The 25973-nt window shown below is 72.4% G+C and carries 27 protein-coding genes; 10 read left to right on the top strand and 17 right to left on the bottom strand.

Features of this window, described 5'->3' with window-relative positions:
* Positions 1-26: 26 nt before the first annotated feature.
* The 4 genes from ACWCYO_RS14995 to ACWCYO_RS14980 form a co-directional block, all read right to left on the bottom strand.
* Positions 27-1658 (bottom strand): MFS transporter, encoded by a 1632-nt coding sequence (locus tag ACWCYO_RS14995; RefSeq protein ID WP_449784475.1) that lies wholly within the window; start codon positions 1656-1658, stop codon positions 27-29.
* A gap of 257 nt (positions 1659-1915) precedes the next feature.
* The gene (locus ACWCYO_RS14990; protein WP_270146326.1) at positions 1916-2113 is read right to left on the bottom strand and encodes a hypothetical protein; all 198 of its coding nucleotides are present in this window, start codon (positions 2111-2113) and stop codon (positions 1916-1918) included.
* A complete protein-coding gene (locus ACWCYO_RS14985; RefSeq protein ID WP_449784474.1) occupies positions 2110-2655 on the bottom strand; it encodes a hypothetical protein in 546 nt (181 codons plus the stop codon). The genes ACWCYO_RS14990 and ACWCYO_RS14985 overlap by 4 nt, the downstream gene beginning before the upstream one ends.
* Before the next feature lie 600 nt (positions 2656-3255).
* Complete coding sequence (locus ACWCYO_RS14980) at positions 3256-3879, bottom strand: hemerythrin domain-containing protein (protein WP_449784473.1); 624 nt, start codon at positions 3877-3879, stop codon at positions 3256-3258.
* 131 nt (positions 3880-4010) lie between these two features.
* Between ACWCYO_RS14980 and ACWCYO_RS14975 the strand changes: the two genes are divergently transcribed.
* Positions 4011-4424 (top strand): MarR family winged helix-turn-helix transcriptional regulator, encoded by a 414-nt coding sequence (locus ACWCYO_RS14975; protein WP_270146320.1) that lies wholly within the window; start codon positions 4011-4013, stop codon positions 4422-4424.
* 147 nt (positions 4425-4571) lie between these two features.
* Here ACWCYO_RS14975 and ACWCYO_RS14970 read toward each other — a convergent pair whose 3' ends face one another.
* The 5 genes from ACWCYO_RS14970 to ACWCYO_RS14950 all read right to left on the bottom strand — a co-directional run bounded on the left by ACWCYO_RS14970 (position 4572) and on the right by ACWCYO_RS14950 (position 10255).
* Positions 4572-6008: a DHA2 family efflux MFS transporter permease subunit gene (locus ACWCYO_RS14970; RefSeq protein ID WP_270146318.1), complete on the bottom strand. Its 1437-nt coding sequence runs from the start codon at positions 6006-6008 to the stop codon at positions 4572-4574.
* An 85-nt stretch (positions 6009-6093) separates the two neighbouring features.
* Entirely contained in the window at positions 6094-6582 is a 489-nt protein-coding gene (locus ACWCYO_RS14965; RefSeq protein WP_270146317.1) for a MarR family winged helix-turn-helix transcriptional regulator, read from the bottom strand.
* Between the two features lie 63 nt (positions 6583-6645).
* Positions 6646-7914 (bottom strand): glycosyltransferase family protein, encoded by a 1269-nt coding sequence (locus ACWCYO_RS14960; protein ID WP_270146315.1) that lies wholly within the window; start codon positions 7912-7914, stop codon positions 6646-6648.
* Between the two features lie 174 nt (positions 7915-8088).
* Positions 8089-9771, bottom strand: a complete 1683-nt coding sequence (locus ACWCYO_RS14955) for an RICIN domain-containing protein (protein WP_270146313.1) — start codon at positions 9769-9771, stop codon at positions 8089-8091.
* A gap of 244 nt (positions 9772-10015) precedes the next feature.
* Complete coding sequence (locus ACWCYO_RS14950; protein WP_270146311.1) at positions 10016-10255, bottom strand: chaplin; 240 nt, start codon at positions 10253-10255, stop codon at positions 10016-10018.
* A 571-nt stretch (positions 10256-10826) separates the two neighbouring features.
* On the opposite strand from ACWCYO_RS14950, the gene ACWCYO_RS14945 reads away from it, so the two are divergent.
* The 3 genes from ACWCYO_RS14945 to ACWCYO_RS14935 all read left to right on the top strand — a co-directional run bounded on the left by ACWCYO_RS14945 (position 10827) and on the right by ACWCYO_RS14935 (position 11965).
* Entirely contained in the window at positions 10827-11069 is a 243-nt protein-coding gene (locus tag ACWCYO_RS14945; protein WP_270146309.1) for a chaplin, read from the top strand.
* A gap of 102 nt (positions 11070-11171) precedes the next feature.
* Positions 11172-11438, top strand: coding sequence for a chaplin (locus ACWCYO_RS14940; protein WP_270146307.1), 267 nt, complete (start codon positions 11172-11174; stop codon positions 11436-11438).
* Positions 11439-11584: 146 nt separating this feature from the next.
* Positions 11585-11965 (top strand): hypothetical protein, encoded by a 381-nt coding sequence (locus ACWCYO_RS14935; RefSeq protein WP_270146305.1) that lies wholly within the window; start codon positions 11585-11587, stop codon positions 11963-11965.
* 83 nt (positions 11966-12048) lie between these two features.
* On the opposite strand, the gene ACWCYO_RS14930 is transcribed toward ACWCYO_RS14935, so the two are convergent.
* Positions 12049-12726, bottom strand: a complete 678-nt coding sequence (locus tag ACWCYO_RS14930) for a hypothetical protein (RefSeq protein ID WP_449784472.1) — start codon at positions 12724-12726, stop codon at positions 12049-12051.
* 326 nt (positions 12727-13052) lie between these two features.
* On the opposite strand from ACWCYO_RS14930, the gene ACWCYO_RS14925 reads away from it, so the two are divergent.
* The 3 genes from ACWCYO_RS14925 (at position 13053) to ACWCYO_RS14915 (ending at position 14228) form a co-directional block, all read left to right on the top strand.
* Positions 13053-13397, top strand: coding sequence for a rodlet layer protein (locus tag ACWCYO_RS14925; protein ID WP_270146301.1), 345 nt, complete (start codon positions 13053-13055; stop codon positions 13395-13397).
* An 83-nt stretch (positions 13398-13480) separates the two neighbouring features.
* Complete coding sequence (locus ACWCYO_RS14920) at positions 13481-13825, top strand: rodlet layer protein (protein WP_270146299.1); 345 nt, start codon at positions 13481-13483, stop codon at positions 13823-13825.
* A gap of 136 nt (positions 13826-13961) precedes the next feature.
* Positions 13962-14228 (top strand): hypothetical protein, encoded by a 267-nt coding sequence (locus ACWCYO_RS14915; RefSeq protein WP_270146298.1) that lies wholly within the window; start codon positions 13962-13964, stop codon positions 14226-14228.
* Positions 14229-14294: 66 nt separating this feature from the next.
* Here ACWCYO_RS14915 and hemB read toward each other — a convergent pair whose 3' ends face one another.
* The 7 genes from hemB to ACWCYO_RS14880 all read right to left on the bottom strand — a co-directional run bounded on the left by hemB (position 14295) and on the right by ACWCYO_RS14880 (position 21626).
* The gene (gene hemB, locus ACWCYO_RS14910) at positions 14295-15278 is read right to left on the bottom strand and encodes a porphobilinogen synthase (protein ID WP_270146296.1); all 984 of its coding nucleotides are present in this window, start codon (positions 15276-15278) and stop codon (positions 14295-14297) included.
* A 93-nt stretch (positions 15279-15371) separates the two neighbouring features.
* Positions 15372-17018, bottom strand: coding sequence for a bifunctional uroporphyrinogen-III C-methyltransferase/uroporphyrinogen-III synthase (locus ACWCYO_RS14905; protein ID WP_270146294.1), 1647 nt, complete (start codon positions 17016-17018; stop codon positions 15372-15374).
* Positions 17015-18019 carry a hydroxymethylbilane synthase gene (gene hemC, locus ACWCYO_RS14900; protein WP_449784471.1) on the bottom strand — a complete coding sequence of 335 codons (1005 nt, stop codon included), beginning with the start codon at positions 18017-18019 and terminating at the stop codon, positions 17015-17017. Before hemC ends, ACWCYO_RS14905 begins: the two co-directional genes overlap by 4 nt.
* Before the next feature lie 41 nt (positions 18020-18060).
* Positions 18061-19401, bottom strand: coding sequence for a glutamyl-tRNA reductase (locus ACWCYO_RS14895; protein WP_270146290.1), 1341 nt, complete (start codon positions 19399-19401; stop codon positions 18061-18063).
* Positions 19402-19426: 25 nt separating this feature from the next.
* Positions 19427-20323 (bottom strand): redox-sensing transcriptional repressor Rex, encoded by an 897-nt coding sequence (locus tag ACWCYO_RS14890; RefSeq protein WP_270151170.1) that lies wholly within the window; start codon positions 20321-20323, stop codon positions 19427-19429.
* Between the two features lie 107 nt (positions 20324-20430).
* Positions 20431-21177, bottom strand: a complete 747-nt coding sequence (locus ACWCYO_RS14885; RefSeq protein WP_270146288.1) for a 3'-5' exonuclease — start codon at positions 21175-21177, stop codon at positions 20431-20433.
* Between the two features lie 173 nt (positions 21178-21350).
* A complete protein-coding gene (locus tag ACWCYO_RS14880; protein WP_270146286.1) occupies positions 21351-21626 on the bottom strand; it encodes a glutaredoxin family protein in 276 nt (91 codons plus the stop codon).
* 344 nt (positions 21627-21970) lie between these two features.
* Here ACWCYO_RS14880 and ACWCYO_RS14875 point away from each other — a divergent pair, with 344 nt between their 5' ends.
* From ACWCYO_RS14875 to ACWCYO_RS14865, 3 genes are all read left to right on the top strand, one after another.
* On the top strand, positions 21971-22996 hold the full coding sequence (locus ACWCYO_RS14875) for an HAD family hydrolase (RefSeq protein WP_270146284.1): 1026 nt from the start codon (positions 21971-21973) through the stop codon (positions 22994-22996).
* Positions 22997-23637: 641 nt separating this feature from the next.
* Entirely contained in the window at positions 23638-24411 is a 774-nt protein-coding gene (locus tag ACWCYO_RS14870) for an ECF subfamily RNA polymerase sigma factor, BldN family (RefSeq protein WP_449784503.1), read from the top strand.
* 282 nt (positions 24412-24693) lie between these two features.
* Entirely contained in the window at positions 24694-25914 is a 1221-nt protein-coding gene (locus ACWCYO_RS14865) for a DUF5667 domain-containing protein (protein WP_449784470.1), read from the top strand.
* Positions 25915-25973: the final 59 nt, after the last annotated feature.

Raw genomic sequence — 25973 nt, 5'->3', positions numbered from 1 at the left:
GGCCGCGCACGGACGAACAACGCCTGTCAGTGGCCGCCCACCGCCGATTCCGCTGCTTCACGGGCGCCGTCCGACGGCGCCGGCGGCGAGTCCGGCAATCCCTTGACGACGAGGCAGACCGCGGCTCCCGCCAGCACGATGACCAGAGGCAGCGCCATGGTCGGCTTCATCGCCTCCACGAAGCCGAAACGGAACACCTCCGAGGCCACGTCCTGCACCCGATGAGCCACTTCCTGCGTGAAGCCCCCGCTTCCCGGAGCGCCACCGGACTGCCCGACGCCCACCTCCAGGCCGCTCTTGCCCGCCCCTGCGAAGCTCTCCACGAACCCGGCCCGGGCCTGCTCCGGGAGTTCGGTCACCCGCTGCTTCGCCTGGCCGTCCAATGCCGAGACCAGTCGGCCCTGGAGCACCGCTCCGACCGCTGCCGTCGCCAGCACCGAACCGACTTGCCGGAGCGTGTTGTTCACCCCGGACGCGGCCCCCGACAGTCGCGGCGGCACGTTCCGCATCGCCTCGGTCGCCATCGGGGTGAAGGTCGCACCGAAGCCGATCCCGGCGACTGTGAAACCGGGCAGGAAGGCCGTCCAACTGCTGTCGGCCTGCGCCACCAGCAGCAACCACAGGGCTCCGGCGGAGAACAGGACCAGCCCACCCAGCAGGATGAACTTTCCACCGAACTTGTCGGACAGCTTCCCCGCCGGGCCGGCCACGAGCATGGCCATCACCGAGGTGGGCGCCATCACCAGGCCCGCCTTGAGCGCGCTGAAGCCGAGGACCGACTGCAGGTAGATCGTCATCGGCAGGAACAGGGCGATCACCCCGAACGAGACCGTGACCGCCACCACGTTCATCGCGGTGAAGTTGCGGTCCCGGAAGAGGGTGAACGGCACCAGCGGTTCACCGTCCTGACGGCCGCGCTGATGGATGAGGAACCCCGCCAGAAGCAGCACCGCCAGTCCGAGCAGTGCCCAGATCCAGAGGTTCCAGTCGTACCGCTGCCCCTCGGTCAATGCGAAGGCCAGGCAGAGCAGAGCCGCCGACGCGATCAACACCCCGATGGTGTCCAGCCGTTGACCTGGCCGTGCAGCCCGCTGCCGCGCGGGCAGGATCGGCACGGCCAGCAGCAGCACGAGGATGCCGATCGGCAGGTTCACGAAGAAGATCCACCGCCAGTCGAACTTGGTGACCAGCAGCCCCCCGAGGGTGGGCCCGGCCACCGTCGAGATGCCGGCCACCGAGCCCCAGATTCCCATGGCCACACCGCGCCGCTCGGCCGGGAAGGTGTCGACGATGATGGACATCGTCTGGGGCAGGAGGAGCGCCGCTCCGAGCCCCTGGACCGCTCGGGCCGCGATCAGCTCCGCCGCCCCCTGCGACACCCCGCACAGCAGGCTCGACAGCGTGAACAGCGCCACGCCGGCGATGAAGAGCTCCTTCTTGCCCCGTAGATCGCCCAGCCGACCGGCGGTGATCAGCGCCACCGCCAGCACCAGCACGTAGGCGTTGCTGATCCAGAGGACCTGGTCCAGCGACGCCGACAATTTGGTCACCATGTCCGGGATCGCGATGTTCACGATCGTCAGGTCCAGCAGGGTCATGAAGAACCCGAGCGCCAGCACGAGCAGGACCGCCCATGGGTTACCGCGCCATCGACTCATTCGACCTCCTCAATTCGAAATGCTCCTTGCGAACGCCCCGCCCGGACCGGGAAACGGCCAGGCGGGGCCGCCGGATCCAAGAGCCGCAGAACCCGCCCCGATGTGACATCGACCCGCCCCGGGTGACGCGGGGCACGAATTTTCGTGCGGATGTCACACTCGCGGCCCGCTGCGACTCTTATCGATGAGGTATCCGAGCAGGTCTCCACGCGGCGAGCCCCCCGCAGGCCGGCCGTGCCGAATTTCCGCCCCGCCGATCAACCACAGCGCCGCTGCTGCTGATCGAAGTCCCCGTCGATGATCTCGTCCAGGTCGTACTGTGCCCGTGCCGGGCTGCCGTAGCGGGTGAGCCTCCCCCGGCTGGCCCACTTCCTGATGGTGGCGACGGAAACCCCGGCGGCCAGGGCCGCCAGCTCGGTCGGAACCAGTCGGCGTCCGGTGTGACGGCCGTTCATGCGACTCCCCTGTTCAGGCGCGTATCGCCGGCCGCGTGGGCCTGCCGCGTCCGCTGGATCTGCCGCGCCAGTTGGAGCCACTGGTGGGCCAGCCACACGTGTCCGGCCGCACACCGCACCTCGCTGCCCCGCCGCCCCACCTCGCCCGCGGGGGTGGTGGTCATCTCCTCCTGGCAGTCGGGGTGCACGCATCGCCCGAGGTCGATGCGGAGCACCGGCTGGACGTACGCCGAACGGCGCGCCCGAGCCGCCACGTCGGCCACCTCGGCCGAGAGGTCCGCACACGCCGGGTGCCGGACGAGCCAGTCCAGGTGGTTCACCAGGAAGGTCGCCAGGTCGACCGGCTGCCGTCGCACGGGCCGGGCCGCCCCGAGTTCGTCGGTCACCAGCTGTGCCCACGCGGCCAGGCACCCGAGGATGGCGGACCTGCTCTCCACCACCTCGTCGTCCACCCGCAGCCCACCTGAGCCCCGGGAGCCGCTGACCCTCGGTCGGCCGGTGACACGCGCCGGCAGCAGGGCGTCCACACAATCGTCGTACATCTCGGGCAGCTCAAGCAGGTCCGCCTTGAGCTCGTGGAAACAGCCGACACACAATCGCGGACCGTCGGTCGCGCGCTCCCCGGCTCCGGCGGGTGCGGTCGGATTGTCGCAATGCAGTCTCGCGCACACTGAGATGCTCATCTCACTCCAAGGTCATGACGCAGAAGAAACGGGCATGACTGGGCGCGGAATTTACAAACTCAGACAGAGGGTCCCTTGCCGGGAAATTGGATTCAACAAGAAATCAACGCCGGATCACGGCGGATCGATGCACGCAAAGCTGGACAACCGCACCATGCCAGCGCTATCCGACACTACTCGGAACCCCCGTTCCAAATTCACGCGCAGGCCTGCCGGTAAATAAGCAAGCCCGGGTCGAACGATAGCGTGACCACTGAGACGATGTCCAACATCAAAAATTCGGAAAATGAGCGAAAGCATGTTTAGCCGGCGTCAACCGGCACTCGGCGCCGAAAGACAGAACGGACTAAATACCCAGCACCTCGCAATACCTCCACCGGCGGCACGACGTCCGCAGGGAACAACCGACCGACCGGGATGAAACGAGGACCATCCCACCCCGGGCCGGGCCGGGCCGCATCACCCCCAGAGCCGCCGCTTCCGGTAGCCCCCCTCCCAGAACAGCCGGTTCAGCACCCGAACCGGGGCGGGCATGGCCGACAGAAAGGTCGCCCGCTCGGTGTCCGACCGCCCGTCGAGGACCCACGGGACGTAGACGGAGGCACCCTTGACACCCTGACGGCGGCGCATCCCGTCGGTGAAGCCACGCCAGTCGGCCACGGTCAGCTCCGACTGGATGAGCGGAAGGGCCGTTTCCTCCTCGTGCGTCAAGTGGTCGTCGAGGGTGGCGACGAGCTTCTCCACCCGGTCCACGAGCGCCGCGGCCTGGCCGCCCAGCGCCGCGTCGACCGAGGCGAGCAGCGGATCCAGATCCGCGTGCTCGGCCTCCATCGCATCGGTCAGCGCCAGCTCGCGCGGCTTGCCCTGGACCGCGCGGCGCAGCCGCGGCCAGAGCTCGGCGTCCTCGACGCTGTGATGGATGAGCAGCTGGGTCTTGAAGTTCTCCCACCCGGCCCGGACTTGAGGATCGCCGGCCCGTCCGGCCGCCGCGGCGGAGCGGAGTCGTTCGAGGTCCCGCCGGAAGGCATTGTGGGTCGCGTACATGACAGTGAAGTCGATCATGCCCTGTCGGGAAGAGCTCATGATGTACCTTATCTTCCGAAACCCATACGATATTGGGAGAGTACCATATGAGTTCCGTAGGAATGGAAGGCCCGGATGAGCTCCGGCACCGTCGCAGGCTGACTGCGACGATCAAGGGCGCCCTGCGCCAGATGAGCAATCAGCTCTCGCTGCTGAACAACCATGTGGTGGCCCAACTCGACCTCAAGAACGTCGACCTGGACTGCCTCGACCTGATCAACAGCCAGGGCCCGATCAGCCCCGGCAACCTGGCCCGGCGCGCAGGCTTGCACCCCGCCACGGTGACCGGCATCCTCGACCGGCTCCAGCGCGGCGGCTGGGTAACGCGCGAGCGGGATCCGATCGACCGGCGCGCGGTTGTCGTCCGCGCGCTTCGAGACCGCAATCCGGAGCTGCTTCACCTCTACTCCGGGATGAACGCGTCCCTGGACGATATCTGCGAAGGCTACGAGCCCGCGCAGTTGGAGGTCATCGCGGACTTCCTCAGCCGCACCGCGGAGGCGGGAACGGCCGCCTCCGAGGCCATGGGCCGGAAGGGAACCTGAGCGACTCCAGCGGACCGCGGCGGAGGACCGGCCGGACGTGGAGTCGCGGACGGGCCGGCGGTGGCTGGTGCGCCGCCTGATCCGGCCGCCACGCGGCGAACCCCGAACCGATGAACGCGGCTCGGGGTTCGAGGAGTTGGCGTGACGTCAGTCCCCGACGGGCCGGAGCACCACGGCGGCCAGCACCAGCGCCACCGCGAGCAGCCCGGTGGCCGCCGTGAAGGCGAGCCGGAAGCCGCCCGCGAGCGCCTCGGCGGCGGGGTGTCCGGCGGCGGCCAGCGCCCCGGTGCGGCCGTCGGCCAGGGTGGTGAGCACCGCGACGCCGAGCGCCCCGCCGACCTGCTGGGCGGTGTTGAACAGCCCGGAGGCGGTGCCCGCGTCCTCCGGGCCGGCACCGGACATGCCGAGCACGGCGAGCGCGGACAGCACCAGCCCGCCGCCGCCGATCAGCAGCATGGTCGGCAGCAGGTGGACGGCGTAGTCGGCGTCGACCGGCAGCCTGGTCAGCAGGCCGAGCGCGACGACCAGCATCGCGAGGCCCGCGAGCAGCACCGCGCGCTCGCCGAACCGGGCGCTCAACCGGGCGGAGAGCAGCAGCGACACCGCGCCGATGGCGACCGCCGCGGGCAGCATGGCGAGGCCGGTGGCGGCGGCGCCGTAGCCGAGGACCTGCTGCAGGTAGAGGGCGACCAGGATCTGGAAGCCGAACATCCCGGAGATGGTCAGCAGCTGCACGGCGTTGGCGCCGGAGACGGTGCGGGAGCGGAACATCCGCAGCGGCAGCAGGGGCCGGGCGGCCCGGGCCTGGCGGAGCAGGAAGGCGGCCAGCAGCAGGACCGAGAGCGCGCCGAGCCCGAGGGTGCGGGCGGAGGCCCAGCCGTGGGCGCCGGTGCCGACGATGGTGTAGATGCCGAGCATCAGGGCGGCGGTGATCAGCCCGGCGCCCAGGGCGTCGGCGCCGGCCCGCAGGCCCGGGCCGTGGTCGGTCTCCAGGACCCGGGCGGCCAGCAGGGCCGCGCTGAGGCCGAGCGGCAGGTTGATCAGGAAGATCCAGTGCCAGCTGAGGGCCTGGGTGAGGACGCCGCCGAGGACCTGGCCGATCGAGGCCCCGGCCGCGCCGACGAAGCTGAAGGCGCCGATCGCGCGGCCGCGCTCGCCCGGCTCGGGGAAGAGCGTGACGACCATGCCGAGGCCGACCGCGGAGGCCATCGCGCCGCCGACGCCCTGCAGGAAGCGGGCGGCGATCAGCATCCCCTGCCCGGTGGCGAGGGCGCAGAGCAGCGAGGCGGCGGTGAAGAGGGCGAGTCCGGCGACGAAGACCCGCTTGCGGCCGACCAGGTCGCCGAGCCGGCCGGCCAGCAGGAGCAGCCCGCCGAAGGCGATCAGGTAGGCGTTGACCGTCCAGGTGAGGTCGGCGGGCGAGAAGTGGAGGTCGTCCTGGATGGCGGGCAGCGCCACGGTGACGATCGAACCGTCCAGGACGATCATCAGCATGCTCGCGCAGAGCACCGCGAGGGCCAGTGCACGGGAGCGGGTGGGGGCTGCCGGCGCCGTGTCGGGCGCGGCCGGGGCGTGCGTGGTCATGGCGGATCTCCCGGTTCGTCGAGTACCGGGAAGGACGCTATCAGATTGTTTTGTTCGGGACTATCTATCTCGGGATGAGGCGGCGCTAGCCTCGGGACCGGCGGGCGCGGCGGACGGTCCGTTCGCTCTCCACCGGCTCCGCCAGGTGCCCGTCCACCAGGCGGGTCAGGGCGGAGACGAAGACTTCCCGCTCGGGCTGCGGCAGCGAGTCCAGCAGCTCCCGGTGGACCCGGTCGGCGATCGCGGTGCCCTGCTCGACGGCGCGCTCGCCCGCCTCGGTGACCGAGATGATCCGGGCGCGGCGGTCGGTGGCGGACGGGCGGCGCTCGGCCAGGCCCGCCTTCTCCAGCTCGTCGACGGTGACCACCATGGTGGTCTTGTCCAGGTCCGACAGCTCGGCCAGCTGGATCTGGGTGCGCTCGGCCTCCTGGGCGTGGAACAGCACGCAGTACGCGCGGGGGGTGATCCCGAGCTCGGTGAAGGCGGCCGCCATCCGGGTCGCCAGCACGTGGCTCGCGTGGTCCAGCAGGCCGGAGATGTCGCTGATCTGGCGCACGGGCGGGGTCGTCGTCATGCGTCCGAGGTTAGCAACGGCCCGTCTGCTGCCGGATGATCCCGTAGCCAACCAACGCCGGGGTTACGGGATGCCCAACTCGAACAGCGCATAGCCCGCGTACCAGCCCGCCGCGATCGCCGGCATCGCGAACAGCCCGACCAGCGAGGAGGTCCGCATCCGGCGCAGCGCCACCGCCAGGCCGATGAACAGCGGGAAGGCCGGCAGCAGGTAGCGCGAGATGTTGCCGAAGATCTGGTTGCTGCTCAGCGCGGTGAAGACGGTCAGCGCGGTGTAGACCCACAGCACCAGCGGCGGACGGACCCGCCACAGCAGCACCACCAGACCGGGCAGGGCGATCAGCAGCGCGATGGCGATCAGGTCCGGGACGGGGTTGGACTGCCAGAAGTCCCAGTGCCCGGTGATCACGTCCATGATCGTGCGCAGGGTGGAGGCGCCGAAGTCGAAGTAGCGGTTCCAGGCTCCGCGCTGGAGCTTGAAGTAGCCGCCCCAGTCGCCCATCCGCCAGCCGACCCAGCCGACGTAGCCGAGCAGGCCCCACGGGGTGATCAGCATCGCGGTCAGCGGGCGGGCCACCCCGTCGGTGCGGCGTACCAGCGCCACCAGCGCGGCGATCGAGACCGCGGCGATCAGCGCGGCGGCGGTCGGCCGGTTCAGCCCGGCGACCAGGGCCAGCAGGCCGGCGGCGAGCCAGCGGCGGGTCATCACGCAGTAGCAGGCCCAGGCGGACAGCGCGACGAACAGCGAGTCCGAGTAGACCGCCCACTCCACGCCCGAACCCGGGAACAGACCCCAGACCACCGCGGCGATCACGCCCGTCCGGAAGCCGCCGAGCCGCTCGGCGATCGCGAAGATCCCGGCCGCGGCGACCAGCGAGGCCAGCACCGAGACCACGATCCCGGAGCCGTACGGACCGAGCCCGGTGACGGCGCCGACCAGCCGCATCAGCCAGGGGTAGAGCGGGAAGAAGGCGGCGGAGTTCTCGTAGTATGTGGCCAGCGGGAAGCCGTGCAGCGGGATCAGCTGCGGGTCGTACCCGTTCTCGGCGATCCGCTCGTACCAGACGCCGTCCCAGGTGCCCAGCACGTCCCAGGCGTGGGCGCCGCCACCGCGGCCGACCTGCTTGTTCAGGTAGTCACCGGTGTGCTCCAGCAGCACCAGGAAGACGGTCAGGCCGATCGCCTTGACCACCGCGTACGCGCCGAGCGCGGGCGCGAAGCGCTCCACCAGCGCCCCGAACCGCCCGGGCGCACGCCCGGTCCGCTCCTCGGGACGCTCCTCCTCCGCCGCCGGTTCGGTGCTGGACGACTCGGTGCTCGATGCCGTGCTCATCTGATCTGGGTACTCCCCGCCCCGCTCGTGCTGCGCGCGGCTCCGGCGCCAACGACGTTCCCGAGAGCCTACGGCACGGCCCGTCGGGCCCGGCGCACCCGTGGCGCCCTTGGCGGGGGAACGGATCCGCCGCCGCCCTGGGCGGGGCGGCGGCGGACCAGGTCCAGGTCCGCGTCAGCCGTGGACGTAGAGGATGCCGAGCTTGGTGAGCTGCCAGAGCTGGGCGGGGGCGCCGGTGTCGGTGGCGAGTTCGACGTAGGGGTTGCCCTTGGCGTCGAGGGTCGCGCTGGTCGCCAGGACCTTGGTCGGGTCCGCCGAGTCGGCGATCCTGTAGCTGCCGTCGCCGGCCGGCTTGAACACCCAGTGCTGGTTGGCGCCGCCGTTGCAGCCCCACTGCTGGATCCGGGTGCCGGGGGCGGTGGCGGCCGCGTTGGCGTCCAGGCACATGTCGCGGTTGCCGCTGAAGTCCAGCTCGTAGCTGCCGCCGGACTTGGCCTCCAGGACGAAGGACTGGTTCAGTCCGCCGCTCGCCGGGTAGCTGATGGCCGGCCGGCCGTTGGTGGAGTCGCCGTAGGTCCCGCCGCCGGTGAGGTCGAGCGCGTTGCCGGTGGCGGCGTTGGTGAGCTGGTACCAGGCGCCGTCCTCGGGGACGTCGCCGAACGGCTTGCCGGGGGTGAGCGGCTGGATCGAGGTGGTGTTCTGCTGGTTGAGCGTGCAGTACGCCTCGGCCTGGTCGGGCCTCGCGAAGAACTGGCCGAGGCAGACGCCCTCACCGCGGTAGCCGGCCACCCGCAGGTGGTACGACTGGCGGACCATGTTCATGCACAGCCCGGGGATGCCGATCTGCGAGTCGCAGCCGTTGCGCACCCACTCGGAGAGGTTGATGACGTCCCCGTTGGAGTACTCGTACGGCGAGGTCGTCCACTCCGCGCACACCTCGTGCCCGAAGGCGACCCGCCGCTGGTCCAGGTACCGCACGCCGGGCACCTGTTCGGCCGCGCCGCGGAGCGCGTCGCTGAACGTCGGGACCACCCAGTCGTGGCCCCAGGCGAGGTCCTCGGGGAAGGCCGGGCAGCCGTCGGCGATCTTGCCGAGGTAGTCGTTGCGCCGGATGTCCGGGGTGATCGGGTTGAAGTACGACTGGTAGACCAGCTGGTACGAGGAGTCCGCGTAGCCGGCCCGGCGCATGGTCTGCCGGATGTTCTGCAGTGCGGCGACGACCTTGGGCTGGACCCGCTGGGCCCGCCGGCGGATCTCGTCGCTGCCGATGGTGTCCCGGCAGCCCTGGTCCTTGGGGATCGGGAAGTACTGCGCGAGGCAGTGCATCATGATGCCGCTGAAGTCGAAGTCGTCGTTGGCGCCGATCGTGACGACGACCATCTTGACGTCGTACTTGCTCGCCGTCTCGGCGAGTTTGACGTCCTGTTTGGGCTCGCCGTAGTCGCCGCTGCCCGAGCCGGTGATCTTGGCCAGCTCGGGATCGCTGACCAGGTCACCGGTCTGGGCGCCGGAGCAGGCGAGGTCGATCGGGGTGACCCCGGGGATGTCGGTGACGAAGATCTCCGACTTGGGATGCCGGTGGCAGTAGTCGGTGGGGGTGTCGGTCTCGGGGAAGTAGCCGTCACCGGTGTCGGTGCCGGCGCCCTCCCCGGAGATGGCGCTGTCGCCGAGGGCGACGATCGCGGCCGGGCGGGTGGCGTCCGCGGCCGGTGCCGGAGCCGGAGCGGTGTCGGCGAGGGCGGCGGGGGCGCCGGCCAGGCCGAGGGTGGCGACGAGGACGCCGGTGGCGAGCAGCGCGGCGGACCGGGACGAGCCCGTTCGCGCTCGCCGCGCCGCGGACGTACGGAACCTGATCACACGCGACTCCTTGCGGGGGTGGGGGAACACGCCCGGTCGGGGGTGCCGGGCGGCGCGGAGCAAGAGAGGTGCCGAAAGGTGAGCAGGTCTCACATTCTAGGTACTGACAAGTAGTCCAACAAGGCTCGTGACAACACCGCGTACTGACGCGACGACAGCGGACCGGACGCGGAAAAGCCGCCGCTCCGCGCCCCAGGAGGGAAGCGCGGAACGGCGGCTCTCACCGGCCGAACCGGGTGTGGACTCAGCCCACGTTGGCGCAGTGGTTGCCGAACGCCGGGTTCAGCGCACCGACCAGGTTGACGGTGTTGCCGCACAGGTTGATCGGGACGTGCACCGGGACCTGGATCTGGTTGCCCGAGATGACACCGGGGGAACCCGCGGCGACGCCCTGGGCGTCCGAGCTGGCCATCGCGGTGCCGGCGCCGGCGGCCACGATGCCCACCACGGCCGCGCCAACGGCGGCGGTCTTCTTGACGCTCATGTGAGCCTCCTGACTGTTCAACAGAGATGCACGGGGAGTGCGACATCTAGAACGAGACCCGTCCGGACCGGTTGCGACGACACCTGCACGGTCACCCGCATGGCTCAACGCGGTCCGGAGACCCCGGCATTCGGGTGATCGGCGGCCCGGACCGTTTCCCCTTGCGCGCCGCCTCGTTCTCCCTGACGAAGACGATCCAACCCGGCCCTACTCATGAATCGAGTACCGCCCATGCGCAGCTCGCCCACGGCCTCGTCGGCACCGAGGCCACCGGCAAGTCGGTCGACGTGGCGGGGCCCCCAGGACCCGGCGTCCGGCGACACCGCCTGAACGCCAGACCGGGAATTCCCGGTCGCACCCTCGTTCCGAACGATTCCCGGCCGTGCGGGAACCGTTCGCGGGGCGCTGGAAGAACGCGGCGGCTGCGTCGACGCCCGAGCCATGGGCGGAACACGCCGGTGTGCGCCGTCGGAGTGACATTCACGGCAATTCCTGAAGCCTTCGGGTGAGTATTCCTGCTCGCCCGACTCCCGACATCTCATTTCCGTCGGGCAGAAATCGGAGGAAAATCATGCGCAACTTCAAGAAGGCCGCCGCCCTGACGCTGGCCACCACCGGCCTGGTGCTCGGTGCCGCCGGCGGCGCGTTCGCCAGCGCGGAGGCCGAGGGCGTGGCCGCCGGTTCCCCCGGCGTGCTCTCCGGCAACCAGCTCCAGGTGCCGATCCACATTCCGATCAACGTGTGCGGCAACACCGTCAACCTGGTCGGCCTGCTGAACCCGGCCTTCGGCAACCACTGCGCCAACGTCGGCTGAACCCGCGGTCGCCGCAACGGCGACAGCTGATTCACCGAGCCCGTGCCGCGGCCTTGCGGCACGGCACGCTCCACCCGTGTGTGATCGAGGAGATCAACCCCCATGCAGAACGTGAAGAAGGTCGCCGTCCTCTCCGCCGCCGCTGCCGGCCTGGTGCTGGGTGCGGCGGGCTCCGCCGCCGCGAGCGCGGGCGCCGAGGGCGTGGCCGCAAACTCCCCCGGTGTCGTCTCCGGCAACCAGCTCCAGGTGCCGATCCACATCCCGCTCAACCTGTGCGGCAACACCGTCAACCCGGTCGGCCTGCTGAACCCGGCCTTCGGCAACAGCTGCGCCAACGTGGAGGCGAAGCCCGCGGACGACTGCCCCTGATCGGCCCCGTGTCCCAGACCGAACTGCCCCCCGCCCACCCCGGCCGGGGGGCAGTTCGGCGTCCCCGGACGGGACGCCCGCAACCTCAGGGCCCGCCCCTCGGGTCCGATCGGGCCGGCCCCCCACTCCACCGAAGGGTGATCCGCATGCTTTCGAAGAAGGGCGGGGCCGGACTGGCCGCCGCCGTGGGCGCGGTGGTGCTGCTCGGCACCGGTACCGCGCAGGCCGCCACCGCCTCGGGCCGGCAGCCCGCGGCGGGCCCGGCCTCGCTCGCGAAGACCGACGTCGGACAGGCGCTGAACGGGACGACGGCCGGGCTCGGCTACGGCGTCGCGCCGATCAAGAGCCTGCGCCTGGACCCGTGGGCCAACTCCTCGGCCGACGTGCTCAACAACGGCGCGACCGTCCAGCCGGACCAGGGCCTGGCCCCGGTGGGCACCGGCGCGCTGACCGGACCGCTGAGCGCCGGCGGCGGCGTCAAGGACCTTCCGCTGGTCGGCGGGCTGGCCGGCGTCCTGCCGGGCTGAGCGTCCGCACGCCCGGACGCGCCGGAGCCCGGCACCCCGTCCGCTGTCCTGGGGTGCCGGGCTCCGGCGCGTCCAGGGCGGGCTCAGAGCTGGGTCAGGCCCGCCGGACCGGCCAGGCCGCTCTGCTGCACGAGGCCGGCGGCGGTCCCGGTGGCCGTCGCGGTGGTGGTGTCGGCGAGGTCGTTCACCTCGTCGATGGCGGAGAGCCGACCGTGGTCGCCACCGAGGCTGGCGGTGGCCCCGGGGACGGTCTGCACGCCGCCGGGCACCAGGCGCGGGTCCACCTCGTCCACCCGGAGCCGGCCGTCGGCGAGCTGACCGGTGCCGTCCTGCACCAGCGCCGGCGGCTTGCCCACGTCCAGGCCGGGGGTCTTGGCCTGCAGCGGCGCGGCCGGGGCCTCCAGCAGCACCTCGCCGAGGTCGGCGCCCTGGTCGACCAGCGGGAGCGGCAGCTGGGCCCTGGCGCTCGGGCCGACCTTGCCGGTGGCCAGCTGGGGCACCAGGTGGTCCGGGACCAGCCCGTTGTCAGTGCTCCGGCCGGGCACCGGGGGCATGACCAGCGAGGCCGGGATGCCGGCCGTGACGTGGCTGCCCAGCGGGGTGAGCGGGACGTCCGCCGGCACCTGCTGGGTGGACAGCTTGTCCTCCAGGACTCCGACCTGGTCGGGGCTCACCGGGGCGGCGGAGGCCGCTCCCTGGGCGGCGAGCACGCCCGCACCGACCGCCAGCAGCATCGCGCCGGCCCGCTTGGAGAACTTCATGCGTTTCACCGTTCTGCCTGTCCGTACCGGGACGTCCTGGAGATCCCGTTCCGGAGTTCCATCGGGGAGGGCTGCGGGGCCGCAGCCGGAAAGCAATCTGCGCAACGAGTGACCGTGATTTCGGATTGCGGGCGTTAACCGGTTCGGCCCAATAATCCGACCTTAGACCATTCCTGGACGCGCCTCCCGGACTCTTTTCAAAAATCCCCGTAACCTTCCGTGCCGTCATTCTTTGATCTGGACGTCAGTGACTGCAGACCGGGTCTGAGCGTTCGACCGCGTTGCTACGCACGGAAACCGAAAGCATTTCAGAGAGGGATCTCCCCATGATCCAGAAGTCCTTCGCCGCCGCCGGCCTGGCCGTCGCCGCGCTGGCCGCCGCCGCCGCGCCCGCCTCGGCCATCGGTGACGCGGACGGCGCTGCCGCCTCCATCGAGGGCAACGGCGGCACCAACTTCACCGGGACGGTCGGGAACAACAGCCCGAACTTCCACTTCCTGGACAACGCGAACGTCTGCCTCCCCGAGATCCACAACATCGCCGTCGGTGTTCTCGGTGTGGCCGTCCCGGTCGAGGTCCCGATCGCCAACAGCGGTGGCAAGCAGTACTGCACCCAGGGCCAGGGCACCCAGAGCAAGGGTGACGCCGGCGTGTCCCACCTGGTCGGCTGACCGCTCCCCCAGCCCTCCCCCGCACCACTCCCCGAACCACCCTCGAATCGCTCCCCGATTCACCCTTGAGAGGAAAACCGGAAATGATCAAGAAGTCCCTCGCCGCCGCCGGCCTGGCCGCCGCCGCCATCGCGATGTCCGCCGGCTCGGCTTCCGCCATCGCCGACTCGGACGGCGCCGCCACCTCGGTCCAGGGCAACGGCGGCACCAACCAGACCGGCACCCACGGCAACAACAGCCCGAACTTCCACACCCTGGACAACGCGAACATCTGCCTGCCGGAGATCCACAACATCGCCGTCGCCGTCGGCGGCCTCGCGGTTCCGATCGAGGTGCCCGTCCTGAACAGCACCCCGAAGCAGATCTGCAACGTCGGCCAGAACACCCAGTCCTCGGGCGACGCGGGTGTCTCGCACCTGATCGGCTGATCAAGGGGCATGGCACGGACGGAGGGCCCGGGGAGGAAGGTCTCCCCGGGCCCTCCGGGCTTGACCGAGGCACGAGTCAGAGCACGAGTCAGAGGCAGAGCGCCCGCGGGGGCGCTCCCACAGAGAGGGCAGATCCATGAAGAGCAAGCTGGCCAAGGCCGCCCTGACCGCCACCGCCGCGCTGGCGCTCGCCGGTGCCGCCACCCCGGCGTTCGCGCACGTCGGCCTGGTGGGCGGCGGCGCCATCGTCGCCACCGCCGACGAGCCGTTCCTGGCCGGGGACGGCTGGGGCGTCGCCCACACCTCCGACGTCGTCGCCGGCGGCGCCTTCGACGGCGCCGCCACCTCCACCGACCTGGTCGGCGACGGCAAGGGCTTCGCCCACATCAACGGCTGGAAGTAGCGCAAGCCGGAAGGCCGGGCCCCGCGTAGTGGCGAGGGGCCCGGCCTTCCGGCTGTCCTGCGATGCTCAGTACTTGAGCATCCGGGCGGCCTCGACCGCCCAGTAGGTGAGGATCTGCTCGGCACCGGCCCGGCGGATCGAGGTGAGCGTCTCCAGGATGGTGCGCTCCCGCTCGATCCAGCCGTTCGCGGCGGCGGCCTCCACCATCGAGTACTCGCCGGAGATCTGGTACGCCGCCACCGGCACCGGCGAGGCGTCCGCGACCTGCCGCAGGACGTCCAGGTACAGCATGGCCGGCTTGACCATCACCAGGTCCGCGCCCTCCGCGATGTCCAGCTCCAGCTCGCGCAGCGCCTCACGCGCGTTCGCCGGGTCCTGCTGGTAGGTCTTGCGGTCGCCCTCGAGCGAGGAGTTGACGGCCTCGCGGAACGGGCCGTACAGGGCGGAGGCGTACTTGGCGGTGTAGGCGAGGACGCTGACGTCCTGGTGCCCGGCCTCGTCCAGCGCCCGCCGGATGACGGCGATCTGGCCGTCCATCATCCCGGACGGACCGACCATGTGCACGCCGGCCTCGGCCTGGACCACGGCCATCTCGGCGTAGCGCGCCAGGGTCGCGTCGTTGTCCACGCTGCCGTCCTCGGCCAGCACGCCGCAGTGCCCGTGGTCGGTGAACTCGTCCAGGCAGAGGTCCGACATGACCACCAGCTGGTCGCCGACCTCCGCGACCACGTCGCGGATGGCCTGCTGCAGGATCCCGTCGGGGTTGGTGCCCTCGGAGCCGACGGCGTCCTTCACCTCGGGCAGGCCGAACAGCATGATGCCGCCCACGCCCGCCTCGGCGGCCTCCACCGCGGCCTTCCGCAGGCTGTCCCGGGTGTGCTGGAGCACGCCCGGCATCGAGGCGATCGGCCTCGGCTCGGCGATGCCCTCGCTGACGAAGGCGGGCAGGATCAGCTCCGCCGGGTGCAGCCGGGTCTCGGCGACCAGCCGGCGCATCGCCGGGCTCTGCCGCAGACGGCGGGGGCGAACGTACGGGAATTCAGCGGACACGGCTTCTCTCTCCGAACGGTTGTTCAGCACTGGGGGCGGCGAACCACCGCCCCCAGCACCATAGTTGGCCTCACCACGGTGATTGAGGGGGGCTCAGCGAGCCTTGCGGCGGGATCCCGGACGGCGCTCGCTGGGCCGGTAGACCGGCTCGCCCGCGGCCGTCGCGGTGTCCCGACGCCTGGCCCCGAAGTCTGCCAGCGCCTGGGCCAGCGCGGCCGCCGACGGCGCCGGAGCCATCACGTCGACCCGCAGGCCGTGCTCCTCGGCGGTCTTGGCGGTGGCCGGGCCGATGCAGGCGATGACCGTGACGTTGTGCGGCTTGCCGGCGATGCCGACCAGGTTCCGGACGGTCGAGGACGAGGTGAACAGCACCGCGTCGAAGCCGCCGCCCTTGATCGCCTCGCGGGTCTCGGCCGGCGGCGGCGAGGCGCGCACCGTCCGGTACGCCGTCACGTCGTCGACCTCCCAGCCGAGCTCGACCAGACCGGCCACCAGGGTCTCGGTGGCGATGTCGGCGCGCGGCAGCAGCACCCGGTCGATCGGGTCGAACACCGGGTCGTACGGCGGCCAGTCCTCCAGCAGCCCGGCCGCGGACTGCTCGCCGGAGGGCACCAGGTCCGGCTTCACGCCGAAGTCCACCAGGGCCTGCGCGGTGGTCTCGCCGACCGCCGCGACCTTGATCCCGGCGAACGCCCGGGCGTCCAGGCCGTACTCCTCGAACTTCTCCCGGACGGCGCGGACGGCGTTCACCGAGGTGAAGGCGATCCACTCGTACCGGCCGGTGACCAGGCCCTTGATGGCCCGCTCCATCTGCTGCGGGGTGCGCGGCGGCTCGACCGCGATGGTCGGCACCTCCTGCGGCACCGCGCCGTACGAGCGCAGCTGCTCGGACAGGCCGTGGGCCTGCTCCTTGGTGCGCGGCACGAGGACGTTCCAGCCGAACAGCGGCTTGGTCTCGAACCACGAGTGCGAGGCCCGGTGGGCGACCTGCTCGCCCACCACGGCTATCACCGAGGTCGCCGGGTCCACCGGGGCGGACACCGGCGAGGGCAGCACCCGGGCGGCCTTGAGGTCGGCCGCGATGGTGGACAGCGTCGAGGTGAAGGTGCGCTGACGGGTGGTGGTGCCGGACAGGGTGGCGCTGAGCGCCGACTCCGGCTTGCGCCCGTTGGAGACCAGCGCGCTCGCGGTGGCCGGCAGCTGGCCCAGGGTGGTGCGCACCACCAGGGTGGTCTCCGGCGCGCCCAGGTCGACCTGGGCACCGGACAGCAGCTGGGCGCCGTCCACGAAGCGGACGTCGGTGCCGGCCGCGCCGCGCAGCGGGACGCCCGCGTACGCCGGCACGCCGACCGACTGGGCGACGCCCGGGACGACCTCGAAGGGGATCCCGTCGCCCGCGCAGCTGAGCATCTCCTCGGCGGCGCAGCCGTCCAGGCCCGGGTCGCCGTCGACCGTGCGGACCACGTGCTTGCCGGCCCGGACGGCCTCGGCGACCAGCTTGGCCAGGTCGAAGTCGGCGCCCTCGGCGACCGGGGCGTGCACCTGCACGCCGGCCGGGCAGTGGGTGCGCACGGCCGCCGCGGTCAGCGGGTCGGCGACCAGGATGTCGGCCGAGGACAGCACCTCGACCGCGCGCAGGGTCAACAGGCCCGGGTCCCCCGGGCCCGCCCCCAGGAAGGTGCACCGTCCGGTGGGCTGGCCGGCCGGGAACAGGGCATCGGTGGCGGCGGTGGGGCTCATCGGGCTCGCTCCCCCATCAGGGTGGCCGCGCCCGCGTCGAGCAGCCGGGCGGCCAGGGCGTGGCCGAGGGCCCGCGCCTGCTGCTCGGCGGTCTCGTCGAGGACGATCGGACCGTTGGCGGACATCTTCAGCAGGGCGGTGCCGTCGGGGTCGCCGACCACGCCATCCAACCGCAGTTCGTTCTCCCGGCCCCAGGTGGCCAGTGCGGCCACCGGAGCCGAGCAGCCGGCCTCCAGGGTGGCCAGCAGGGCGCGCTCGGCGGCCACGGCGACCCTGGTGGGGGCGTGGTCCAGCGCGGCGAGCGCGGCGGTCAGCTCAGAGTCGGAGGCGCCGCACTCGATCGCGAGCGCGCCCTGGCCGGGGGCCGGGATCATCAGCTCGGGGTCGAGGTGCTGGGAGATCTCGGCAGCGCGGCCGAGCCGGTTGAGGCCGGCCGTGGCCAGCACCACGGCGTCCAGCTCGCCACCGGTCACGTAACCGATCCGGGTGTCCACGTTGCCGCGGATCGCGACGGTCTCCAGCTGCGCCCCGCGGGCGCGGGCCCAGGCGTTCAGCTGGGCCATCCGGCGCGGCGAGCCGGTGCCGATCCGGGCCGGGCGGCCGGCGCCCGCCAGCTTCTCCACCAGCTCGTCCAGGGTCAGGCCCTCGGCCGCGACCAGGGCGTCCCGGACGTCCTCGCGCTCGGGGACGGCGGCCAGCACCAGGCCCTCGGGCGCGGCGGTGGGCAGGTCCTTGAGCGAGTGCACGGCGAAGTCGATCCGGCCCTCCAGCAGGGCGTCCCGCAGCGCGGAGACGAACACGCCGGTGCCGCCGATCTGCGCGAGCGCCTCCCGGGAGGTGTCGCCGTAGGTGGTGATCTCGACCAGCTCGACGGGGCGGCCGGTGAGCCTGGTCACCTCGCGGGCGACCATGCCCGACTGGGCCATGGCGAGCGCGCTGCGCCGGGTGCCGAGCCGCAGGGCGGCGGGCGGAGCCTGCTCGGTGAGCGGTTGACCATTCATGAGGTGATCGTCCCGGTGGTACTCGTGGGATGGCTGACGGTTCATCTGGTGCCCCCGCCCGAGGGCTGGGGCCGGCCGCCGACGGGCGTGCCCGACACGGCGTGCACGGCCGCCGGGTCGAGGTCGAACAGCTCGCGCAGGGCGTCCGCGTAGGAGGCGCCGCCGGGCTCGGCGGCCAGCTGCTTCACCCGGACGGTCGGGGCGTGCAGCAGCTTGTCGACGACGCGGCGGACGGTCTGGGTGATCTCGGCGCGGGAGCGCTCGTCCAGCTCGGGCAGCCGGGAGTCCAGCCGGCCCAGTTCGGCGGCGACCACGTCGGAGGCCATCGCCCGCAGCGCGACCACGGTCGGCGCGATCCGGGCGGCCCGCTGGGCGGCGCCGAAGGCGGTCACCTCGTCGGAGACGATCCGGGTGACCTCGTCGACGTCGCCGGCGCCGGGGCTGGCGGCGTGCGCGTGGGAGAGGCTCTCCAGGTCGACCAGCAGGGCGCCGTCGAGCTCGTGCACGGCGTGGTCGACGTCGCGCGGCATGGCGAGGTCGAGCAGGGCGAGCGGGGTCTCGGCGGCGCGGACGGCCACCGCGGCGGCCACGTCCTCGGCCCTGACCACCACGCCGGCCGCGCCGGTGCAGGAGATCACCAGGTCGACGTCGGCCAGCGCCTCCGGCACCTTGGCGAGGTCGAGGGTGCGGGCCACGTCCGGGCCGAGGATCTCCACCAGGCGCTCGGCGCGGGCCGGCGTCCGGTTGGCGATCAGCAGGTCGGTGACGCCCGAGCGGACCAGGGTGGCGGCGGCCAGCGAGCTCATCGAGCCGGCCCCGACCACCAGCGCGCGCTTGCCGGCGATCTCGCCCGCGCCCGCGGCGACCTGCTCCAGGCCGAAGGTGACCAGGGACTGGCCGGCCTTGTCGATGCCGGTCTCGCTGTGCGCCCGCTTGCCGACCCGCAGGGCCTGCTGGAACAGCTCGTTCAGGCCGCGCCCGGCGGTGTGCTCGTCCTGGGCCTTGGCCAGCGCGTCGCGCAGCTGGCCGAGGATCTGGCCCTCGCCGACCACCATCGAGTCCAGCCCGCAGGCCACCGAGAAGAGGTGGTGGACGGCGCGGTCCTCGTAGTGGACGTACAGGTGGGAGGTCAGCTCCTCCAGGTCCACCCCGCTGTGGTGGGCCAGCAGCAGCGACAGCTCGGCGACGCCGGCGTGGAACTTGTCCACGTCCGCGTACAGCTCGATCCGGTTGCAGGTGTTGAGCAGGGCGGCCTCGGCGACGGTCGAGGACGCGGCCGCGTCGTGCAGCAGGCGGGTCGGGACCTCACCGGTCAGCGCGGCGCGCTCCAGCACGCCAACCGGCGCCGTCCGATGGCTCAGTCCGACGACGAGAAGACTCATGCCCGCCCCCCACAGCTCTCGGTGTTCATGCGGGCATCACCGCGGACAGCTCGCCCTCGCCGCCCTTGGCGGACTTGCCCTTGGTGGCCTGCTCGGCCTGGTCCTTGACCGTCGGCTCGGCGCCGCCGCGGCTCTTGCCGTTGCCGCCGGCCGCCCGGCGCAGCTTGGCCGCGGCCGCTCGGACCGGGCCGGGGGCGCGGTCCAGCACCGACTCGGTGCGGTCGGGCTCCTCCCCGGCCTTGCGCTGCTCGTGGAAGGCGAGGATCTGCAGCTCGATGGAGAGGTCCACCTTGCGCACGTCCACGCCGTCCGGCACGGTCAGCACGGTCGGGGCGAAGTTCAGGATGCTCGTAACGCCTGCCTCGACCAGCCGGTCGCAAACCTGCTGGGCCGCGCCGGGCGGGGTGGTGATCACGCCGATCGAGACGTGCTGGCTCTCGACGATCGACTCCAGCTCGTCCATGTGGCGCACCGGCAGTCCGGCCGCGGTGGAACCGACCACGTTCGGATCGGCGTCCAGCAGGGCGGCGACCCGGAAACCGCGGGAGGCGAAACCGCCGTAGTTGGCGAGGGCGTGGCCGAGGTTCCCGATGCCGACGATGACGACCGGCCAGTCCTGGGTGAGGCCGAGCTCTCGGGAGATCTGGTAGACGAGGTACTCGACGTCGTAGCCGACGCCGCGGGTGCCGTAGGAGCCGAGGTAGGAGAAGTCCTTGCGCAGCTTGGCCGAGTTCACGCCGGCCGCGGCGGCCAGTTCCTCGGAGGAGACGGTCGGCACCGAGCGCTCGGAGAGTGCGGTGAGGGCCCGCAGGTAGAGGGGGAGCCGGGCGACGGTCGCCTCCGGGATGCCCCGGGCACGCGAGGGTCGGCGCGCGGCGCCCTGGTCAGGCGTCTGCGAACTGCTCTGTGGTGATCGGCCGATTGCCACGGTGCTCCTGTGGGTGAAGCTGGGCTTTGGCAGCCAGGCTAAGCGTTTGTGAACGTGTGCACAAAGATGGTGTCCGATTTGTCCCCGCACAGTGATGCGCATCACGCCGTCGAACACATAGCACCGGCCTGCGTCAGCACGACCTCCGGGGCCGCGGAACCCGGCAGCCACGGGCCGTACGGCGCCTCCCGGCGCAGCAGCGGGACGGCGTCGCCGGACGGGCGGGAACGGGCCCGGCCCAGCCGCGGCCAGGGCACCCGGGCGGCCTCGCGCAGCGGGCCGGCCCAGTCGTCCGGCGGACAGGACGGGACACCCACGCAGTGCCGCAGCAGCTCGGCGGTCACCCGGGCGTCGCCGAGCGCGGTGTGCGCCGGGTACCAGCCGAGACCGGCCGCCTCCGCGCAGGCCGCCAGGCCGTGACCGCGGGCCTCCGGCAGGTGGGCGCGGGCCAGCCCCATCGTGCACAGCAGCGGGACCGGCGGCAGCGACACCCCGATCCGGGCGAACTCGCGGTCCAGGAAGGCGTGGTCGCAGCTGACGTGGTGACCGACCAGCACCCGTCCCGCCAGCAGCTCCAGCAGCCGGGGGGCGATCTCCCGGAAGCGCGGGGCGCCCTCGACGTCGGCCTGGCGTATCCGGTGGACGTGGGTCGGGCCGACCGGGCCCAGCGGGTCCAACAGGGTGGCGAACTCCCCCTCGGGGCAGAGCCGCTCGTCCAGCACCACCACCGCGACCTCGACCACCCGGTGCCGCCACGGGCTGCGGCCGGTCGCCTCGACGTCCACCACGGCGAAGCCCCTGCCACCGGGCAGGGCTTCGGCTGTCGCGGGGGTCGGACGGGGAAGCATGGCGGCACTCCTCGCGTGCTCAGCCCCCCACGGGCGCAAACGCGTTCGATCGTAAGCCGACCCGGGCGCCCCGCCCCAAGCCCGAACGGAGTGTCTTTGGCAACGATTCGGCGAACCGCCCCCGCCGGTCGGCGGGGGCCGCGGCACCCGGACGAACGCCGCCTCAGCCGCCCTCAGCCGCCCAGCGCCCTGCGCAGACGGCCCTCGTCGACCCGCCAGAAGTCGTGCTGGCGACCGTCGATCAGGGTGACCGGGATCTGCTCCCAGTAGCGGCGGTACAGCTCCTCGTCCTGGGTGATGTCCCGCTCCTCGAAGGCCGCGCCCAGCTCCGCCGTCACCCGGACGATCACCTCCCGGGCCTCGTCGCACAGGTGGCAGCCGGGCTTGCCGACCAGGGTCACGGTACGGTCCGCCGGCTCGGGGCTCTTACGTCGCAGCAGTGGGCTCACCCCGTCATTGTGCCGTCACTCGCCCGCTCACCTCCGGGGCGCTTCTGACCCGGCGCCGACGGTCGGCACTCCCTCGCTCCTGCGTCACTCCCTCACTTCTCCCTCTCGGCGCCGGCGCACCCCTTCGGCTCGGGGCGGGTACTCGCCCGCTCGCCTCCGGGCCGCTTCGGACCCGGCGCCGACGGTCGGCACTCCCTCGCTCCTGCGCCACTCCCTCACTTCTCCCCCTCGACACCGGCGCACCCCTTCGGCTCGGGGCGGGGCGTTCGGACGGGGCAGCTGTTCACCGCACGGGCACGGCTCCGTCACGGCCGCTCCCCGCCCGGCTGGATATGCTCGATGACATGGCCGTGCTCCGAAGGCTCACCCAGGCGAGACGCTCCACCACCGAGCGGAGCGCCCTGGCGGGCGAGGCCGCCGCCGCGGCCGCCGAGGCCGCGCTGCGCGCCGAGCCGCTGTCCCCGCTCACGACGGACGCCGCCGAGGAGAAGGCGACGACGACCACGGTGAGCACGGCGACCGCGGTCCCCGCGACGGGCAGGCCCGGGAAGGCCCCCAAGGCCCCGGCCGGCAACCACACCCCCGACCGGGACGACCCGCGCGCCGCCGCCTTCTTCGACTGCGACAACACCATCCTGCGCGGCGCGGCGATCTTCTACCTCGGCGTCGGCCTCTACCGCCACGGCTTCCTCACCCGCCGCGACATCGCCCGCTTCGCCTGGCAGCAGGCCATGTTCCGGCTGCACGGCACGGAGGACCCGGACCACATCTCGGACGCCCGCAACACCGCCCTCGGCATCGTCGCAGGGAAGCGCACCGCCGACCTGGAAGCGATCTGCGAGGAGGTCTTCGAGCAGGTCGTCACCGACAAGATCTGGCCCGGCACCCGCGCGCTGGTCCAGATGCACCTGGACGCCGGCCAGCGGGTCTGGCTGGTGACCGCCGCCCCGCTGGAGGTGGCCCGGATCATCGCCCGGCGGCTCGGCATGACCGGCGCGCTCGGCACCGTCGCCGAGGCCCGGGACGGCCACTACACCGGACGACTGGTCGGCGACCTGCTGCACGGCCCGGCCAAGGCCGCCGCGGTGAGCGCGCTGGCCCGGCGCGAACGGCTGGACCTCGACCGCTGCGCCGCGTACAGCGACTCGGCCAACGACATCCCGATGCTCTCGCTGGTCGGCCACCCGTACGTGGTGAACCCGGACGGCGCGCTGCGGCGGCACGCCCGGGCGCAGGGCTGGCGGGTGCGCGACTTCCGGACCGGGCGCAGGGCGGCCCGGGTGGGGCTTCCGGCGGCGGCCGCGCTCGGGGTGGCGGCCGGTGCGACGGCGGCCGCGGTGGCGCTGCGGCGCCGTCGCCGGCACGGCTGAGCCGGGTCCGGACCGGGGCCGCGGAGCGGCCCGACCCCGGTGCGCGGAGGGGCCCGACCCCGGTACGCGGAGCCGTTTCCGCCCCTCCCCCGCGCGGGTGAGCAGGCGTCAATCGGGGTCCTGACCTGCCCCCTCGTACGAGCGAACTCCCCACTCCCGCAAGGTCGTCCGGGTCACTGAACGAACCTGCCGGCCGGTGACCGGTTCTGATCGTTCGCCAGTCCCGGAAAGTCGGGGATTGCTGGGCCTCAAGGCTGGGAAACCGCCCGCAGTACCGCCGAATTGGTCACCCTGGGCGCCCAAACGGTCACGTTGAGCCGGATGAATGACGACATCTCCGGTCAGTGTCAGCCGAATATGCACAACAACTGGATCCCAAACGACCACTTCGACCACACGGTGTAGCTGTCATTGCACAAAGCGTTATTCTCTCCTGGATGCACGTCGCCCATGCATCCCGCTCGAACGGGTGCCATGGGGAGTGCTCTCCGCGCAGGCGGAGGTGATCCGTCCACAGTTCTGCCTCTGGGAGTCCCGTGTACCCACCCGTCCGGAACGACGTGCCTGCACCCTCCCGCCCGTCGTCCGCGCCCCTGCGCCCCCGCACCGACCTCCGCGGCCACCCGGCCGCCGAGCGGCAGATCTCCACCGGCCTGGAACTGCTGCGCACCCTGCTCCGCGGCCAGCTCGCCGCCCCGCCCCAACTCGTGCCCGCCGGCGCGCCGTTCGGCCACCAGCACGGCCCCGGCCTGGCCCTGCGCACCACCGCTGCCGGCTCCACCGGCACCGGCTCGCGCAGCCGCACCGGCAGCACCGGCGTCGGCCGCAGCCGCGCCCGCACGGCGCCCAGCCCCGGCTACGAGACCGAGCACAACCCGATCATGGAGCTGGTCGAGCGGGCCCAGGCCGGCGAGAGCGAGGCCTTCGGCCGGCTCTACGACCACTACGCGGACACCGTCTACCGCTACATCTACTACCGGGTCGGCAGCCGGGCCACCGCCGAGGACCTCACCAGCGAGACCTTCCTGCGCGCGCTGCGCCGGATCGGCACCTTCACCTGGCAGGGCCGGGACTTCGGCGCCTGGCTGGTCACCATCGCCCGCAACCTGGTCGCCGACCACTTCAAGTCCAGCCGGTTCCGGCTGGAGGTCACCACCGGCGAGATGCTCGACTCCAACGAGTGCGAGCGCAGCCCGGAGGAGTCGGTGCTGGAGTCGCTCTCCAACGCCGCCCTGCTGGACGCGGTGCGCCGGCTCAACCCCCAGCAGCAGGAGTGCGTGACGCTGCGTTTCCTGCAGGGCCTCTCGGTGGCCGAGACGGCGCGGATCATGGGCAAGAACGAGGGCGCGATCAAGACCCTCCAGTACCGCGCAGTCCGCACCCTGGCCCGGCTGCTCCCGCCCGACGCGCGGTGAGGCGGCGGTGACCGAGGGGGCGATAGGACGAGCCCCGGTCCGGCGACGGCCCGAGGGCCCGTCACCACTCCCACCCGACCGACACGTCCGGGTGAACAGTCGGTCCGATGATCAGCCGCGCGTAACCGACCGCCCGCACCGCTCGTTGGCCAGCGTGCAAGCCCCCACCAGGCGTACGGTCAAGCCGAATTGCGACCTGTCACCCGATGGAGTGGCTTTGGCCCGCCGGGGCAACCGTCCGGCAGGCCGGGGTGTCGACAACGACGAAGGGAGGTGTGGCCCGTGACGGCAAACGTGCTGGAGCACCGCCGGGCGAAGGCCTTCGCCGAGGCGCTGGAGGCCCACCAGGCGGAGCAACGCCGCGCGGCCACCGCCGAATCGGCCAACACCGCTTCCGCCGAGGCGGGTTCGGTCGCGATGGCCGAACTGGTGGGCCTGGCCGACGCATTGGGAGCGCTGCCCGGACCAGCCCTGGACCAGGAGGTCCGGACGGTCCAACGCGCCCAGCTGATGGCCGCGTTCGAGCAGGCCTTCGCGGGCGGGCCGGGCGCCGCGGTGCCCCGCCAGCGCCGCCACCGGGCCATCCGAACGGCGCCGCGCGGCCGGTGGAGCCGCCGTTTCGCGATCGGCGGGCTGGTCGCCGGGCTCGCCGTCGGCAGCCTGGCCGGGGCCGCCACCGCGAGCTCCAACGCCCTCCCCGGGGACACGCTGTACGGCATGAAGCGCGGCCTCGAAGGGCTCCGACTGGACCTCGCGGACTCCGACTCGGAACGCGGCGAGCTGCTGCTCGGCAACGCCGCCACCCGGCTCGGCGAGGCCAACGCCCTGGTCGGCCGGAACGATTCGACCAGCGGGCTCAGCCCGGTCACCGTCGACCGGGTCCGCCGGGCGCTGGACGACATGCACGCCGACGCCCTCAAGGGCCGTGACCTGCTGCGCTCGGTCTACCGCAGCAACGGCTCGCTGGACCCGATGCGCGCGCTGGCCGGTTTCGCCCACGACGAGGACGGCCGCTGGAGCGAGCTGCAGGGCCGGCTGCCGGTCCAACTCACCGAGCAGGCACACCTGGTGAACCAGCTCTTCGACGACATAAGCGAGGACGTCGCGCCCCTGCGCCTGGCCCAGCCGCCCGCCAAGAGCGGCGGCCCGGCCGGCACCGGAGCGGGCGACGACTCGTCCTCCTCGACCGGGGGCGCCCCGGCCGACTCCGGGGCGAACGGCTCCGGCACCACGCCCGGCTCCGGACGGTCCCAGGGCGGCACCGGCAGCCGTCCCGGCACCGACCAGGCCCCGCCCGCCTCCGGCACCGGCAGCGGGGGCAAGGGCGGCGGTCTGCCGAGCACCCTGCCCAGCAGCGCCCCGGACGCGGTCAACGGGCTGGTCGGCGACCTCACCGGAGGGCTCGCCGGCGCGGGCAAGCCCTCGCCGAGCGCCGACGCGGCCCCGCCGCAGCTGCCGCAGCCCTCCGCTCCGCCGTGCCCGGAAGTCCTCAGCCCGTGGTGAGCGGTCCGAGCAGCAGGTCGGTGAAGCGGCGGGTCCACTCGGGGGTGATCGGCTCGCCG

The sequence above is a fragment of the Kitasatospora sp. NPDC001683 genome (genome assembly GCF_053596495.1).
This window is presented reverse-complemented; position numbering and strand designations above follow the sequence as displayed.

Bases quoted from the DNA above. Each gene is read 5' to 3' on its own strand.
- hemC (WP_449784471.1), bottom strand. From the start codon at position 18,019: ATGAATGGTCAACCGCTCACCGAGCAGGCTCCGCCCGCCGCCCTGCGG.
- ACWCYO_RS14965 (WP_270146317.1), bottom strand. From the start codon at position 6,582: ATGACGACGACCCCGCCCGTGCGCCAGATCAGCGACATCTCCGGCCTG.
- ACWCYO_RS14925 (WP_270146301.1), top strand. From the start codon at position 13,053: ATGATCCAGAAGTCCTTCGCCGCCGCCGGCCTGGCCGTCGCCGCGCTG.
- ACWCYO_RS14895 (WP_270146290.1), bottom strand. From the start codon at position 19,401: ATGAGTCTTCTCGTCGTCGGACTGAGCCATCGGACGGCGCCGGTTGGC.
- ACWCYO_RS14960 (WP_270146315.1), bottom strand. From the start codon at position 7,914: ATGAGCACGGCATCGAGCACCGAGTCGTCCAGCACCGAACCGGCGGCG.
- ACWCYO_RS14875 (WP_270146284.1), top strand. From the start codon at position 21,971: ATGGCCGTGCTCCGAAGGCTCACCCAGGCGAGACGCTCCACCACCGAG.
- ACWCYO_RS14995 (WP_449784475.1), bottom strand. From the start codon at position 1,658: ATGAGTCGATGGCGCGGTAACCCATGGGCGGTCCTGCTCGTGCTGGCG.
- ACWCYO_RS14945 (WP_270146309.1), top strand. From the start codon at position 10,827: ATGCGCAACTTCAAGAAGGCCGCCGCCCTGACGCTGGCCACCACCGGC.
- ACWCYO_RS14940 (WP_270146307.1), top strand. From the start codon at position 11,172: ATGCAGAACGTGAAGAAGGTCGCCGTCCTCTCCGCCGCCGCTGCCGGC.
- ACWCYO_RS14885 (WP_270146288.1), bottom strand. From the start codon at position 21,177: ATGCTTCCCCGTCCGACCCCCGCGACAGCCGAAGCCCTGCCCGGTGGC.
- ACWCYO_RS14985 (WP_449784474.1), bottom strand. From the start codon at position 2,655: ATGTACGACGATTGTGTGGACGCCCTGCTGCCGGCGCGTGTCACCGGC.
- ACWCYO_RS14930 (WP_449784472.1), bottom strand. From the start codon at position 12,726: ATGAAGTTCTCCAAGCGGGCCGGCGCGATGCTGCTGGCGGTCGGTGCG.
- ACWCYO_RS14905 (WP_270146294.1), bottom strand. From the start codon at position 17,018: ATGAGCCCCACCGCCGCCACCGATGCCCTGTTCCCGGCCGGCCAGCCC.
- ACWCYO_RS14975 (WP_270146320.1), top strand. From the start codon at position 4,011: ATGAGCAATCAGCTCTCGCTGCTGAACAACCATGTGGTGGCCCAACTC.
- ACWCYO_RS14950 (WP_270146311.1), bottom strand. From the start codon at position 10,255: ATGAGCGTCAAGAAGACCGCCGCCGTTGGCGCGGCCGTGGTGGGCATC.
- ACWCYO_RS14980 (WP_449784473.1), bottom strand. From the start codon at position 3,879: ATGAGCTCTTCCCGACAGGGCATGATCGACTTCACTGTCATGTACGCG.
- ACWCYO_RS14935 (WP_270146305.1), top strand. From the start codon at position 11,585: ATGCTTTCGAAGAAGGGCGGGGCCGGACTGGCCGCCGCCGTGGGCGCG.
- ACWCYO_RS14920 (WP_270146299.1), top strand. From the start codon at position 13,481: ATGATCAAGAAGTCCCTCGCCGCCGCCGGCCTGGCCGCCGCCGCCATC.
- ACWCYO_RS14915 (WP_270146298.1), top strand. From the start codon at position 13,962: ATGAAGAGCAAGCTGGCCAAGGCCGCCCTGACCGCCACCGCCGCGCTG.
- ACWCYO_RS14970 (WP_270146318.1), bottom strand. From the start codon at position 6,008: ATGACCACGCACGCCCCGGCCGCGCCCGACACGGCGCCGGCAGCCCCC.
- ACWCYO_RS14990 (WP_270146326.1), bottom strand. From the start codon at position 2,113: ATGAACGGCCGTCACACCGGACGCCGACTGGTTCCGACCGAGCTGGCG.